At 73.6% G+C, this 14,174-nt stretch carries 12 protein-coding genes; 5 read left to right on the top strand and 7 right to left on the bottom strand.

Annotated features, from left to right (window positions below; genetic code table 11):
• Positions 1-235: 235 nt before the first annotated feature.
• Genes ACFY00_RS28730 through ACFY00_RS28720 form a run of 3 tightly spaced genes read right to left on the bottom strand, consistent with a single transcriptional unit; the run spans position 236 to position 3,512 of the window.
• Positions 236-1,321 carry a threonine aldolase family protein gene (locus tag ACFY00_RS28730; RefSeq protein ID WP_388034567.1) on the bottom strand — a complete coding sequence of 362 codons (1,086 nt, stop codon included), beginning with the start codon at positions 1,319-1,321 and terminating at the stop codon, positions 236-238.
• Entirely contained in the window at positions 1,318-2,079 is a 762-nt protein-coding gene (locus tag ACFY00_RS28725) for an SDR family NAD(P)-dependent oxidoreductase (RefSeq protein ID WP_388034557.1), read from the bottom strand. Before ACFY00_RS28725 ends, ACFY00_RS28730 begins: the two co-directional genes overlap by 4 nt.
• Positions 2,076-3,512: a DUF6421 family protein gene (locus tag ACFY00_RS28720; protein ID WP_388034555.1), complete on the bottom strand. Its 1,437-nt coding sequence runs from the start codon at positions 3,510-3,512 to the stop codon at positions 2,076-2,078. Before ACFY00_RS28720 ends, ACFY00_RS28725 begins: the two co-directional genes overlap by 4 nt.
• Before the next feature lie 365 nt (positions 3,513-3,877).
• Here ACFY00_RS28720 and ACFY00_RS28715 point away from each other — a divergent pair, with 365 nt between their 5' ends.
• A complete protein-coding gene (locus tag ACFY00_RS28715; RefSeq protein WP_388034565.1) occupies positions 3,878-4,432 on the top strand; it encodes a DUF5134 domain-containing protein in 555 nt (184 codons plus the stop codon).
• Between the two features lie 189 nt (positions 4,433-4,621).
• Positions 4,622-5,569 carry a M56 family metallopeptidase gene (locus tag ACFY00_RS28710; protein WP_388034554.1) on the top strand — a complete coding sequence of 316 codons (948 nt, stop codon included), beginning with the start codon at positions 4,622-4,624 and terminating at the stop codon, positions 5,567-5,569.
• A 96-nt stretch (positions 5,570-5,665) separates the two neighbouring features.
• On the opposite strand, the gene ACFY00_RS28705 is transcribed toward ACFY00_RS28710, so the two are convergent.
• Positions 5,666-6,085, bottom strand: coding sequence for a MarR family winged helix-turn-helix transcriptional regulator (locus ACFY00_RS28705; RefSeq protein ID WP_388034553.1), 420 nt, complete (start codon positions 6,083-6,085; stop codon positions 5,666-5,668).
• 88 nt (positions 6,086-6,173) lie between these two features.
• On the opposite strand from ACFY00_RS28705, the gene ACFY00_RS28700 reads away from it, so the two are divergent.
• Entirely contained in the window at positions 6,174-7,727 is a 1,554-nt protein-coding gene (locus ACFY00_RS28700; protein ID WP_388034551.1) for an MFS transporter, read from the top strand.
• A gap of 273 nt (positions 7,728-8,000) precedes the next feature.
• Here ACFY00_RS28700 and ACFY00_RS28695 read toward each other — a convergent pair whose 3' ends face one another.
• A complete protein-coding gene (locus ACFY00_RS28695) occupies positions 8,001-8,867 on the bottom strand; it encodes a helix-turn-helix domain-containing protein (protein ID WP_388034550.1) in 867 nt (288 codons plus the stop codon).
• A gap of 412 nt (positions 8,868-9,279) precedes the next feature.
• On the opposite strand from ACFY00_RS28695, the gene ACFY00_RS28690 reads away from it, so the two are divergent.
• Complete coding sequence (locus ACFY00_RS28690; RefSeq protein ID WP_388034548.1) at positions 9,280-9,801, top strand: ATP-binding protein; 522 nt, start codon at positions 9,280-9,282, stop codon at positions 9,799-9,801.
• 214 nt (positions 9,802-10,015) lie between these two features.
• Here the strand turns inward: ACFY00_RS28690 and ACFY00_RS28685 are convergent, their stop codons facing one another.
• Positions 10,016-10,258, bottom strand: a complete 243-nt coding sequence (locus ACFY00_RS28685; protein WP_285739261.1) for a DUF397 domain-containing protein — start codon at positions 10,256-10,258, stop codon at positions 10,016-10,018.
• Between the two features lie 348 nt (positions 10,259-10,606).
• Here ACFY00_RS28685 and ACFY00_RS28680 point away from each other — a divergent pair, with 348 nt between their 5' ends.
• The gene (locus tag ACFY00_RS28680; protein WP_388034546.1) at positions 10,607-11,506 is read left to right on the top strand and encodes a sirohydrochlorin chelatase; all 900 of its coding nucleotides are present in this window, start codon (positions 10,607-10,609) and stop codon (positions 11,504-11,506) included.
• Between the two features lie 187 nt (positions 11,507-11,693).
• Here ACFY00_RS28680 and ACFY00_RS28675 read toward each other — a convergent pair whose 3' ends face one another.
• Entirely contained in the window at positions 11,694-13,829 is a 2,136-nt protein-coding gene (locus tag ACFY00_RS28675) for a hypothetical protein (protein ID WP_388034544.1), read from the bottom strand.
• Positions 13,830-14,174: the final 345 nt, after the last annotated feature.

The following is a 14,174-nucleotide window of genomic DNA, read 5'->3' as shown; positions in this document are numbered from 1 at the left end:
TCTCCGGAAAACCGCACAGCGGAATACGAACGGGGACGCGAAAAGGACGCGACCCGTCACGGATCAGCTCACTGGTTTTCCAAGGGATTGGCCGCTCCGGGACCGTCCACACAGATGCGTGTCCGGTGCTCCCTGCCGAGCGACCAGTCAACACTACGCCGGATCGGCGGCGGGTGCAAACGGGGCACCCCGGCCGCCGATCCGGCGCGCAGGGCAGACGCGGGTCAGGCGCCGATCAAGCCTGGCGGGCCATCTCCTCCGCGATGGCGGCGGCGAAGGCGTCGATGTCCTGCTCGGTGGTGTCGAAGGCGGCCATCCAGCGGACCTCGCCGGTGTGCTCGTCCCAGAAGTAGAAGCGGTAGCGCTTCTGGAGGCGTTCGCTGACCTCGCGCGGGAGGAGGGCGAAGACCGCGTTCGCCTGGACGGGGCGGACGACGGTGACGCCGGGGATCTCGCGGACGGCGGCTTCGAGGCGGCGGGCCATCGCGTTGGAGTGGCCGGCGTTGCGGAGCCAGAGGTCGCCGGTGAGGAGGGCTTCGAACTGGACGGAGACGAAGCGCATCTTCGAGGCGAGCTGCATCGACATCTTGCGCAGGTACTTGAGGTTGCGGACCTTCTCGGGGTCGAGGACGACCACGACCTCGCCCAGCAGCAGGCCGTTCTTGGTACCGCCGAAGGAGAGGACGTCCACACCCGCGTCGGTGGTGAACTCGCGGAACGGGACGCCGAGCGAGGCGGCCGCGTTGGCGAGCCGGGAGCCGTCCATGTGGACGAGCATGCCGCGTTCGTGGGCGTGCTCGCAGATCGCCCGGACCTCGTCGACCGTGTAGAGGGTGCCGAGTTCGGTGGACTGGGTGATCGAGACGGCGAGCGGCTGGGCCCGGTGCTCGTCGCCCCAGCCCCAGGCCTGCTGGTCGATCAGGGCGGGGGTGAGCTTGCCGTCGGGGGTGGGGACGGTGTGGACCTTGATCCCGGCGAGCTTCTCGGGGGCGCCGCACTCGTCGACGTTGATGTGGGCGCTCTCGGCGGCGATCACGGCGCCCCAGCGCGGGAGGAGGGCCTGGAGGGCGACGACGTTGGCGCCGGTGCCGTTGAAGACGGGGTACGCCTCGGCGCGGTCGCCGAAGTGGCGGCGGAAGACGGTCTGCAGGTGTTCGGTGTAGGCGTCCTCGCCGTAGGCGACCTGGTGGCCGTCGTTGGCGAGGGCGATGGCGGCGAGCACCTCGGGGTGGACGCCGGCGTAGTTGTCGCTGGCGAAGCCGCGGACGGCGGGGTCGTGGTGCCGCACCGCGTCGGTGGGGCCGGTGACGGCGGGGTTCATCGGGCTGTCAGCCACAGGTGCTGTCCGTTCAGTTCTGCTGCGGGGCGCTCCCAGAGGGACGCCAGGGTGGCGGCCAGGTCGGCGGTGTCGGTGAAGCCGGCGAACTTGGCGTCGGGCTTCTCCGCCCGCATCTCGGGGCTGACCAGGGCCTTGATGACCAGGATGACGGCGGCCGCGGTGGGGTCGCCGTCGGGGGCGGTGGTCTCCTTGCGGAAGGAGTCGGCCATCGCGAGGGTCCAGGCCTCGGTGGCCGCCTTGGCCGCGGCGTACGCGGCGCCGCCCGCGGTGGGCTTGTGCGCGGCGGCGGCGGAGACCATGGCGTAGCGCCCGGCGGGGCTGCGGAGCAGGGCGGGCTGGAAGGCCAGCGAGGTGTGCTGGAGGGTGCGGACGACGGTGTCGTGCAGGAAGTCCCAGTCGTCGATGCGGGTGTCGAAGAAGGTCTTGCTGCCGCGCCAGCCGCCGACCAGGTGGAGGAGTCCGTCGACGTGGCCGTGCTCGGCCTCCAGGTGGTCGGCCCAGTCGTGGACCTCCTGCGGGTCGAGTAGGTCGATGACCTGGCCGTGGACGTCGGCCCCGGGGACGGCGGTGCGGACGGCCGCGAGGGCCGCGTCCAGGCGGTGCTGGTCGATGTCGGCGCCGATGACGGTGGCGCCGTCGTACGCGAGGCGGCGCAGGGTGGCCTGCCCGGCCGGGCCGCTGGCTCCGGCGACGGCGACGACCTGGCCGCGGAGGGGACGGGTGTCGGTGGCGGCGCTCACGCGGCGACCTCCTGGGTGCTGGTGCCGGTGATGCCCTTGGTGCCCGCGATGACGCGGCCGAGCTTCTTGGACAGGGCTTCGTAGAACATGCTGAGCGGGAACTCGTCGGGGTGGACGGCGTCGCACAGCGCCTTGCGCAGGGCCTTGTCGTTGGCGAGGTCGAGCGGGAGCGCCTCGGGGCCCTTGGCCCAGGTGGAGGCGGGGTGCGGGGTGAGGTAGCGGGAGACCAGCTGGTAGGCGGCGATCCAGTGGGCGGTCTTGGGACGGTCGATGCCCTCGCGGTAGAGGGTCTCGATCTCGGCGCAGAGCTGGTTGGTGGTGTCGGCGACGCGCTCCCAGTCGATGGTGAGGCGGTTGTCGCGCCAGCGCAGGGCGTCGTGCTTGTGCAGGTAGGCGAAGAGGAGCTGGCCGCCGAGCCCGTCGTAGTTGCGGACGCGGTCGCCGGTGACCGGGAAGCGGAACAGCCGGTCGAAGAGGATGGCGTACTGGACGTCGCGGCCCTGGGGGTGGCCCTCGGCCTCCAGGCGGACCGACTCCTTGAAGGTGTTGAGGTCGCAGCGGAGCTCTTCGAGGCCGTACATCCAGAACGGGCTGCGCTGTTTGATCATGAAGGGGTCGAAGGGCAGGTCGCCGTGGCTGTGGGTGCGGTCGTGGACGAGGTCCCACAGGACGAAGGTCTGCTGGGTGCGGTCCTGGTCGCCGAGCAGTCCGGCGGCGTCGGCGGGGATGTCGAGGCCGAGCTGGCGGACGGCGCTGGTGGTGACGGTGCGGAAGCGGGCGGCCTCGCGGTCGCAGAAGATGCCGCCCCAGGTGAAACGTTCCGGCGCTTCGCGGACGGCCACGGTCTCGGGGAAGAGCACGGCGGAGTTGGTGTCGTAACCGGCGGTGAAGTCCTCGAAGGCGATGCCGAGGTAGCCGGGGTTGTCGAAGCGGGTGCGCTCCAGTTCGGCGATCCAGTCGGGCCAGACGACCTTGAGCAGGACGGCTTCCAGGTTGCGGTCCGGGTTGCCGTTCTGGGTGTACATCGGGAAGACGACCAGGTGGCCGGTGCCGTCGACGCGGTGCTCGTTCGGGCGGAAGGCCAGCAGCGAGTCGAGGAAGTCGGGCTCGCGGTAGCCGGTGTCGGCCCACTTGCGCAGGTCAGCGCGGACGGCGGCCAGGTAGTCGGCGTCGTGCGGGAAGAGCGGGGCCAGTTCGGCGACGGCCTGCTGCACGGTCTCGACCAGCGGGTCGACGGTGGGGCGCGGCACGGCGGCGAGGTCGATCGAGCCGTCCTTGGACTGCAGCGGTCGGAGGGCCTCGACGGCGCCCTTGAGGCGCGTCCAGGCCGGGTGGTCGGCCGGGCTCGCGGTCGGGCCCGCAGTGGGGCCCGCGGCCGGGGTCGTGGCGTGGGCGTCGCCCGCGATCGCGAGCGTCGGCGAAAGATTCTGCATCACAGGCTCACTTCGACAGGAGTTATTTCGACAGGACCACGTTAAATGCGAAAGGTTCTCCGGCTCAAGGCCGCTTTGACGGTAGTCGCTCCAGTTCGTAGTACCGCCGCCCCTCGTCCCCGCCGCGGTGGATGAAAAGGGACGGTTCCACCGCCGACGGGGCCGGGAGGCCCGGTAGCCCCGACCATGCCCCGGGGCCCACCGGCCCGCCACCGGGGCGCCCACGGTGCGCGCCGGACCGGTCACGCCTCGGTGCGCCCCCGTTCGCGCCCTACTGCGCCCGGGCGGGGTCGGTGATCGTGGAGGGGCTGCGGCATCCGGGCAGCTCCGGCGCGGGGGAGGAAGCGGTGCACGGTCCGGCGTTGGTGAACTGGCTGCTGGCGGCGCTGGCCGCGGGCAGCGGCGGCTACTGCGGCTGGCGGGTCCGCCGCGGGGGCCTCGACCCGGCCTGCAGCGGGCACCATCGGGCCCGCCGGGAGTCGGACGTGCTGGAGGCCTCGATGGGGCTGGGCATGGCCGGGATGGCGCTGCTGCCGGGGGTGTTCTGGGGCTGGCCGTACGCCCTGCTGGCGGCGGTGCTGCTGGTCGGCGCGCTGGCCGGGCGCGGAGCGGGGCTGCGGGCGCACCGGCTGCACCACGGGATCGGGGCGCTGGCGATGGCGTACATGGCACTGGCGATGGCGGGCGGGGGCGGCGGCCCGGGCGGGCACGCCGGGCACCACGCCCAGCCGGGCGGGCTGCCGGTGCTGACGGGGGCGCTGCTGGTGTACTTCGGGGCGTACGCGCTGTGGGAGGGCAGCCGGGTGCTGACGGTGGGCGGCGGCGCGGGCGGGGGCGCGGGCGCGGTGGCGACGCCGCTGCCGCGGGCCTGCCGGGCGGCGATGGGGATCGGGATGTTCGCGATGCTGCTGTCGATGTGAACGCGGCCGGGTACCCCTGCGGACGGGGACGGCGGGCACCCGACGGGCGCTGACGGGGCGTCGGTAACGGTGCCCGGGCGTGGTCTTGGTCACTGGACCCGCCCCGGCGTTCCGCCCGGACGTGTGGCGGCATAGGTTGGGAGGAAGCGCACCGCCGCGCCTCTCACCCCTCCCTCGGGGAGCCCTGCCATGACGGCACTGCTGAGCCTGCTGCTGCTCGGACTGCTGCTCGCCACCGTGGCGCCGAGCCGCCTGGCCCGGGCCCGCTGGCCGGAGCGCGAACCGGTGCTGGCCCTGTTGGTGTGGCAGATGCTGGTGGTCGCGGTGCTGCTGTGCTGCGTGCTGAGCCTGCTGCTGGCGAGCGCGGCCGCCCTGCCCGCCTGGCGGGACGTGGTCTTCTCGGGCGCCCCGGCCGGGGTCGAGGACGCGTACGGGCTGGCGGGGCTGGAGGGCTGGGGGCGGCTGTCGGCGGCGGTGCTGGCGGCGGGCGGGGTGTGGACGGCGGTGTCGCTGGCCCGGGAGGTCCGCTCGGCGCGCGCGGAGCGCGGCCACCGGCACGCCCAACTGGTGCGTCGGGCGCCGGAGTTGCCGAGTTCGCTGCTGCCGCGTCGACGCCGGGCGCGGGAGCCGCTGGTGGTGCTGGAGAACGTCCGGCCGCAGGCCTGGTCGCTGCCGGGGCCGCGGGCCCGGCTGGTGGTGACCACGGGGGCGCTGCAGCAGTTGTCGGACCGGGAGCTGGCGGCGGTGCTGAGCCACGAGCGCGGCCACGTCCGGGCCCGGCACCACTGGTTGGCGCAGTGCGCGCAGGCGCTGGCCACCGGCTTCCCGGGGGTGGGGGTGTTCTCCGCGTTCCGCGACCAGGTCGCGGTGCTGGTGGAGCTGGCGGCGGACGACCGGGCGGCGCGGCGGCACGGCCGGGTGACGACGGCGCTGGCGCTGGCCGAGCTGAACAGCGAGGTGTTCGCCTCCTGCCCGCCGGCCCAGCTCGCGCAGTCCCCCGCCCGGGTGGACCGGCTGCTGCTGGGCGAGCCCCGGCTGCCCGTCCCGGCCCGGCTCGGCTGGACGCTGGCCGCGCTGGCCGCCCCGCTGGGCGCGGCCCTGCTGGCGGCGGCGCCGGGGCTGTCGGCGCTGCTCTGAACCCGGCCGGACGGGGCGGTTGACGCCCGCTCAGCCCGGCCCCTCTGCCCCCTCGGGCCCCTCCCCCTTCTCCCCTCGGGCCTCGGGCCTCTCCCCTCAGGCCTCGGGGCCGAGCGTCTCGGCGAGGATCCGGCGGTGCACGGGGCGGGCCTTGCGGTAGCGCTCGCGGCCCTCCTCGGTGAGCGCGATGTAGATGCCGCGCCGGTCGTCGACGCAGTGCGTGCGCCGGACCAGGCCGGCCTTCTCCATCCGGGCGACCAGCCGGGAGAACGCGCTCTGGCTGAGGTGGACGGTGTTGGCCAGGGCCTGGGCGCGCTCGCCGCCGCCGGGCTTCTCCTGCTCGAACTCCTGCAACCGCTCCAGCAGCTCGAACTCGCTGACGCCGAGCCCGAACGCCTCGCCCAGCTCGCGGTCGATGGCGCAGGCCGTGAGCGCGTGGCGGGCCAGCAGGGCGCGCCACTGCTCGCTGAGCGCCGTCTCCGCGGCGGGGTCGTGGTCGGGGTCGAAGTCGGTCACGCCGCCACCATAGCACATGCGCACACATCTGTTGCATCCACATTAAATGCGCTTGCATCCCATGCACATGCATGTAGCGTTCTGTGCCATGACCGACACGACCGTGCTCCACACGCCCGCGGCCGGCCCCTCCGCACCGACCGCGCCCGTCCCCGACGCCCCCTCGCCCCGCGGCCCCGCCCCCGCCGGGCCGGGGGCCGACACTCGCTGGAGCCCCCGCCTGTGGGGCGCCCTGGTGGTGCTGTGCGCCGCGATGTTCCTGGACGCGCTGGACGTCTCGATGGTCGGCGTCGCCCTGCCCTCCATCGGCGCCGACCTGCACCTGTCCGACTCCGCCCTGCAGTGGGTGGTGAGCGGCTACGTCCTCGGGTACGGCGGACTGCTGCTGCTCGGCGGCCGGGCGGCCGACCTGCTGGGCCGCCGCCGGGTGTTCCTGGTCGCGCTGGCCGTGTTCGCCGGCGCCTCCCTGCTCGGCGGGCTGGTGGACAGCGGGCCGCTGCTGATCGGCGCCCGCTTCCTCAAGGGCATCAGCGCGGCGTTCACCGCCCCGGCCGGCCTGTCCATCATCACGACGACGTTCCCGGAGGGCCCGGCCCGCAACCGGGCGCTGTCCATCTACACCACCTGCTCGGCGGCCGGCTTCTCGCTCGGCCTGGTGATCAGCGGCCTGCTGACGTCGGCGGGCTGGCGGCTGACGTTCCTGATGCCCGTCCCGGTCGCCCTGATCGCCCTGCTCGCGGGCGTCAAGCTGCTCCCCCGCCGCGGCGACGAGCACCGCGCCTCCGGCGGGTACGACGTGGTGGGCGCGGTCACCGGCACCGCGGCGGTGCTGCTGCTGGTGTTCACGGTGACGGAGGCCCAGGGCGCGGGCTGGCTCTCGCCGCGCACCGTCGGCTCGCTGCTGCTGGTGGCGGCGCTGGCCGCGGCCTTCCTGCTGGTCGAGGCGCGCACCGCCCACCCGCTGGTCCGGCTCGGCATCTTCCGCAACCCGGGCGTCCGCCGGGCCAACCTCACGGCGCTGACGCTGATGGGCAGTTACGCGGGCTTCCAGTTCGTGGCCACGCTGTACCTGCAGCGGCTGCTGGGCTGGTCCGCGCTGGAGACGGCGCTCGGGCTGCTGCCCGGCGGCGCGGTGGTGGCGCTCTCGGCGAGCGCGGTCGGCCGACTGCTCGACAGGTTCGGCGCGGCCCGGGTGCTGCCGGTCGGCGTGGCCTCCATGGTGCTCGGGTACGCGCTCTTCCTCCGGCTGGACGAGCACAGCGGCTTCGTCGGCCTGGTGCTGCCGAGCATGCTGCTGATCGGCGCGGGCTTCGCCCTGGCCTTCCCGGCGATCAACGTGGCGGCGACCTCCGGGGTGTCGGACGACGAGCAGGGACTGGCCTCGGGCCTGGTGAACACCGGGCTCCAGGTCGGCGGCGCGATCGTGCTGGCCGCGACCACGGCGGTGCTTACCGCGGGCAGTGGCGGCGGCACCGACGCGCACGCCCAACTGGCGGGCTACCGACCGGCGTTGCTGCTGGTGACGGGCACCACCGCGCTCGGCCTGCTGATCGCGCTGGCCGGCGCGCTCCGCTCGGCCCGCACCGCGACGGCGCGGGAGGCGCTAGCGGCACAGGAGAAGGAGGTGCGGTCGGGGCACTGAGGAGAGCACGGGCGGTCGACCCCTCGCCGCCCGAAGCGCTCCGCCGGTGCGTCGGAACCCGGCTCCACCAAACCCCCGTATTGGTGGAGCCGGTGCGCCGTCCGCACCGGGCCCGGACGGGGCGGTGCGGACTTCGGAGCAGACACCATGACAGTTCGCCGGGCCACGGTCAATCCATCCGACCGGGCCGACACCGAACTGCCGCCCGCGCCAAGGAGCTTGGCGGAACGCCCCGCTCCGCCCGCACGACCCCCGGACCCCGGCGTGCGCCCCCTACTGGCTCTTGAGGATCGAGTGCAGCAGGTCGAGGGTCTGCTGCGGGGTCAGGCTGTCCACGCACAGCCGCTCCATCACCTGCAGGTACTCGTCGACGTCGTCGCGCTTGTCCAGGTAGAGCGCGCTGGTGAGCTGCTCCACGTAGACCACGTCGGGCAGGTCCTGCTCGGGGAAGCGCAGCACCGAGAAGGCCCCGCTCTCCCCGGCGTGCGCGCCGAACCGGAACGGCATGACCTGGACGACCACGCTGGGGCAGTCGGCCAGTTCCACCAGGTGCTCCAGCTGGGCCCGCATCACCTCGGGGCCGCCGACCGGGCGGCGCAGCGCGGCCTCGTCGATGACGGCCCAGAGCTTGGGGCCGCGGCCCTCGGTGAGCAGCTTCTGCCGACGGGTGCGCAGGGCGACCCGGCGGTCGACCTCCTCCTCGTCGAGGGCGGGCCGGTTCTGCGCGAAGATCGCCCGGGCGTACTCCTCGCACTGGAGCAGGCCGGGGACGAACTGCACCTCGTAGGTGCGGATCAGGGCGGCGGCCTCCTCCAGACCGAGGTAGGTCTGGAACCAGTTGGGCAGCACGTCGTTGTAACTGTGCCACCAGCCGGACTTGTTGGCCTCGCGGACGAGCGCGAGCAGGGCCTCGCGGTCGGGACCGGCGGAGAGCCCGTAGAGGCTGAGCAGGTCGGCGACGTCGCGTTCCTTGAAGGAGACCCGGCCGAGCTCCATCCGGCTGATCTTGGACTCGGAGGCGCGGATCGCGTACCCGGCGTCCTCGCGAGTGATCGCGCAGCCCTCGCGGAGTCGGCGGAGCTGCGAGCCGAGGAGGATGCGGCGCACCATCGAGCCCCCGCCGGGCTGAACTGTGGTCATCTGACCAAACCTCCACTTGGACGGACCAGTTGCACAGTCTGCCATCAGTTGGGCGCACTGAGTGTCGGTAGTGGTGCAGCGGGCTACCGCTTCGGCCACTCCGGGGTCCATCTTGCACGTGCATCCGGAGCATGCATATGCCAATCGCACGACTGCACGTGAATCGACTCTTGCATCTGCCGTGAGCGCAGAGGACCATGGTGCACGTGCACTTGCACGCCCTGGCAATCCCGCGGGCTCCGCGTCGACCCCAAGCGCGAATCCGCACACCTCCCGGCAACGCCCGCGCGTCGCTGGGTAGTTGTGTGTGCGGACGGGTCGGCCGACGGCCCGGCGGCCGAGCGAGTCGGAGGTGACCGGCATGACCCCGGTGGGTCCCGCCGCGTCCGCCCCCTTATGGGAGGAGCTCTTCATGAGCACCGGTACGGTCCTGGCGACCGACCCTCATGTGGTCAGCTGCACCCTCGCTCCCCGCTTCGAAGCGGTGCGCACCGCAAGGGAGTTCACCCGCCGGACGCTGGACGGCTGGGGCCTCGAGGAGATCTTCGACGACGTCGCCCTGGTGGCCTCCGAGCTGGTGACCAACGCGTTGCGGCACGCGCTCGGCCAGAGCGAGCCGTCCCGGGTCCCGGCGCAGAGCGGCCCGCAGGTCTCGGCCGACGCGCTGCCGATCCGGATCAGCCTGGTGCACCGCTCCCCGCAGGTGGTCTGCGCGGTCAGCGACCCGTCCAGCACCGGCCCGGTCGCCCGGGAGGCCGACTTCGTGGCCGAGTCCGGCCGCGGCCTGCACCTGGTCGACTCCTTCTCCCGCTCCTGGGGCTGGCACCCGCTGGCCGGCGCGGGCAAGGTGGTCTGGGCGCTGTTCGACGCGCGCACGGCCGCCCCGGGCCCGGCGCAGCTGTCGAACTCCGGCCGCCACCGCCGCTCCGCCTGACCCGCGACCGCCGCCGCCCTGCCCGACCCGGCCCACCTGCCCCGTCCGCCCGGCCCGGCGCTCCCGGATCCGTCCGGAAAGCGCCGCCGGGACCAACTCACGCCGCCGACAACGATCCTGATGGTGCGCCAGTCGACCGGTCCGCCGCCGACAGCACGAAGGCCGTCGCGGGATGACCCCACGACGGCCCGGACGGATGGCGGTTGGCGCGCCCTCAGGGATTGCCTCCCAGGTGGTCGAACTCGCCGTCCTTGACGCCGAGCAGCATCGCGGTGATCTCGGCCCGGGTGTAGACGAGCGCCGGCCCGTCCGGGAAGCGCGAGTTGCGCATCGCCACGTCGCCGTTCGGCAGCGCGGCGAACTCCACGCAGTTGCCCTTCGAGTTGCTGTGACGGCTCTTCTGCCAGACCACCCCGTCCAGGTCAGTCGCCGCCATGCCGTTGTACGCCTCACGCATTGTTTTCTCCCCAGAGCCTGGCGAATGCCTCACTTGACGTGATGATAGCTCGCCTGCACGTGCATCAGCATGGGAAATCTCCCGTGCAGAGGACCGTGCCGATGCCGTCACCAACCCTTCACAGCAGCGCAATTGACGGTGCGTAAGCGGACACAGCCGGGCGAAACGCCAGTCACTCCATGACCGTCCGCACACAGCCGTCAGCGCGTTGTTGATCAACACCTCCTACCACGCGACTCACAGGCAGTCACGATTCGCACTGTGATGACCGTCACTTCCTGGCGGAAAGCCGACCGCTGTCGGCATCCGACTGCAACGCGCGTGGGGTCATGTCCTACGATCTGCCCCATGAGCACCGCAGCCATCCCGGGCGCGCCACTGCCCGTCCGTACGCCAGGCTCCCGTGCGCGGGGGCGCCACCGCCGTCCCGAGCGCCCCGAGATCATGGCCGGTTCGCCCGCCCTGGTGCTGGCGATCCCGGCTGTTGCCGGACCGGACAGTCGTCCGGTCGTCGAGGAGCTGCTGTCCATCGTTCGCACCGAGCAGTCGGGCATCGAGGTGACGGCGGCCTACCTGGGCGGTGAGGACGCGCCGACGGTGGCCGACCTGCTGGCGGCGGCCGCCGCGGCGGGGCAGCCCGCGCCGGTGGTCCTCCCGCTGGTTCCCGGGCCGCACGACTTCCTGCCCGAACTGCACAAGCTGGCCGCCGAGTCCGGCGCCCAGGTGCTGGACCCGCTGGGCCCGCACCCGCTGCTGGCCGAGGCCGTGCACGTGCGGCTGTCCGAGGCCGGGCTGGCCCGCGCCGACCGCGCCCGGCTGTTCGCCATCGCCACCGCCGCCGACGGCGTGGTGCTGACCACGGTCGGCGGCGAGGAGGCGGCCGCCTCGGCGGGCATCACCGGCGTCCTGCTGGCCTCCCGGCTGGCGGTGCCCGTGATCCCGGCCGCGCTGGACGTGCCGGGCTCGGTCGCCGCGGCCGTGGCGCACCTGAAGGCCACCGGCTCCGAGCGCCCCGCGCTGGCCCCGCTGGTGATCGGCCCGGAGGCCGACCCCGAGCTGCTGGCCACCGCCGCCGAGGAGACCGGCTGCGCGAGCGCCGCCCCGATCGGCGCGTACCCGACGGTCGGCCAGCTGATCGCCTCCGCCTACCTGGCGGCGCTCCCCGAGCCCACCCAGGAGCAGTTGGAGGCCGCCGAGGCGGCCGCCGAGCAGCAGCGCACCACTACGGGGGCGCACGCGGCGCGCTGACGCCGACCGAGGACCGCGACGGGCAGGAGCAGCGAATCGGCGCGCTCCTGCCCGTCGCGCTTTTCTCCGACGGCCCGCCCCACGGCGGCCCGCCCCACGGCGGCCCGCTCAACCCGGGCCCACCTGCCGCGCCCCAGCCCTCAGCCCTCAGCCCTCAGCCCGCGCCCACCCGCCGCGCCCCCGGCCCTCAGCCCGCGGTGACCCGCCCGGTCTTCGGCGCGCTGTCGGTGAAGGCGAGCGCGGGCAGCGCGACCGCCCGCGGCGGGACGGGCGCCTCGGCGGGGGCGGTCGCCGCGTTCCACGGCGTGCCCGCCAGGCCCTGGCTCCCGCCCTTGCTGAGCGAGACGGTCTGCGCCTTCCCGGCCGGGCGGAACAGGATCTGCTTCGGCTCGGGCGCCTCCGGGTCGAGCCACAGCTCGCTGCCCTTGGCGCCGCCGAACTCGCAGTCCAGCACGGCGATGTCGTCGGGCCGGCCGTCGTCGGTGGCCCGGAACGCGACCCCGGCCTTGCGGTAGCCGGTCAGTCGGCTGCGGCTGAGGGTGACGGGCTCGCCCGCGAGCTGGTGCTTGAGGGTGCTGACCGCGTAGTCGGACTGCCCGGCGGCGTCGATCAGCAGCCCGTCGAAGACGGTGCCCTTGTCGCGGCCGAGCGCGTGCACGGCGATGCCGCCCGCGGCATTGCCGTACAGCACGGAGGCGGTGTAGTCGAAGTCGTTCAGGTAGGCGCCGTGCTCGATGCCCCAGCCGCCGTTGTGGTAGGCCGCGTACTGGGTGACGGTGTGGTGGTGCTCGGCGTTGAGCCAGACGAAGACGCCGTTCTCCAGGTTGTTGTGCGCCAGGCAGCGTTCGAAGGTCCAGACGCCCTCGCTGGTCTCCGGCCACTCGTAGCCGGACGCACCGGTGGCGCCCTGGACGCCGACGGCCACGCAGTCCCGGGCCGAGGAGCCCGTCCCGGCGCCGAGGCTGAACCCGGTGAGCCGGTAGCCGCGCGGGTTGGGCTCGTAGACGGTGCGGGAGGCGACGCAGCCCTCGTAGGCGATGTCGTCGGAGGGGCCCTGCGGGGTGCGGGTGTCGATCGGCCCGTCCCACCAGTACGCGTCCTCCCAGGTGTCGTGGGAGATGCAGCCGCGGAAGGTGATGCCGTGGCTGGCGTGCGGCACGAAGGCGTGGCTGCCGGTGTCGCGGACGACCACGCCCTCGACCACGGTGCCGCGCGAGGTGTCCAGCAGCATGTGGAAGTGCAGCCCGTACCGGCCGAGCACCGGTTCGGTCACGGGCTTCCCGTTCCAGCTGTCCTTGCCGTTCGCCCGCGGCCCGAGCCAGCGCAGCGCGGCGTGCCGGACGTCGGCCGGGCGGCTGGAGGTGAGGTGGACGTGCGCCCGCCCGCTCTCGGTGCCCTCGACCCGGACGTTGCGGCTGAGGTTGAGCACCTCGGCGCCGAAGCTCGCCCCGCCCCCGATCGCCACCCGCGGGTGGGCGTGCTGCAGCGGGCCGGTCAGCGTGACGGTGGCGCCGTCCACCTGCTTGACGGTCACCAGGTCGTACGAGGTGGAGAAGCCGTCGGTGTCGGGCGGCGCGGTGGGGGTGACGGCCAGTTCGTCGCCGGGCTGCCAGCCCGCGGGCGCGGCGGCCAGCTTGATCACGGTGTCGCCGGGGCCCAGCGCGGTGGCGGCGCGCACCCAGGCGGTGCGGGGGGCGCCGTCCAGGCGCAGGTAGCCCTGGCCGGTGACCCACAGACCGGTGTCGGTGTCGACGACCGTCATGCCGCCCCCGGCGAAGCGGCGCTCGTCGACCTCGGGGAAGCGCAGGGTGTGGGTGTGCGCGCCGTCGGGGGCCAGCGCCAGGACGCCGCGCACCTCGACGTTCCCGGTGCTGGACAGGGTCAGCGACCGGTCGGCGGCGAACACCAGCGAGCCGCTCTTCTCCACCAGCAGCGAGCCGACCCGCGCGTCGGTGTCCAGCACCACCTTGTCGGTGATCCGCACCGCGCTGCCGGGGCCGGGCGGCTTGCCGCCCCAGCCCTTGGCGTCCGACCACTTGCGGCCGCCCTGGTCGACCGGCGGGGGCGGCGGGGCGGGTTGCTGCGGGCGGCCGGAGGCGGACGGCGGGGCGCCGGTGCCGTGCTGGTGGCCCGACGGGGTGCCGCCGCCCGGTGCGGGCCGGGCGGCCGGCTCGTCGGCCCCGGCCAGCGACTGCCGCAGGACCGTTCCCCCGCCGACCGCCGTCACCGTCCCGACCGCCAGCCAGGTCAGCATCCTGCGCCGACCGACCAGCGGCCGCCGGTGCCGTCCCGGCTGCTGCCCGCCCTCGCGCTGCTGTTCCACCTCGGCCGCCCTTCCGGGGTCCGGGACCCCGAGTCGTCGGGGGCAGCATAGGCGGAACGGTCGCCGGAAAGCGGCATCTTCCCTTTTCCTTAAGCATTCTGACGTACCGTCAGTCATCCGTTCGACCACCCCGGGCGGGCCGGACGAAACGGGAAAAGGGCACAAACACCCTCTCCCAAGACCCCGCATAAGCCGAATATCCACCCACAGAGCGGCATAATGCATCAAAAGGGGCGCAAGATCACCTACCGCCTGACGCGCGGCCAGACTCCGCCGCAGCCCGGGAAGTTCGCCGAATATCCCTTGATCGCGAATTCCGAACGGAGTGACGGCGATCACAGGCAT

It is taken from the genome of Kitasatospora sp. NPDC001540 (genome assembly GCF_042894345.1).
Classification (GTDB): Bacteria; Actinomycetota; Actinomycetes; order Streptomycetales; family Streptomycetaceae; genus Kitasatospora; species Kitasatospora phosalacinea_C.
This window is presented reverse-complemented; position numbering and strand designations above follow the sequence as displayed.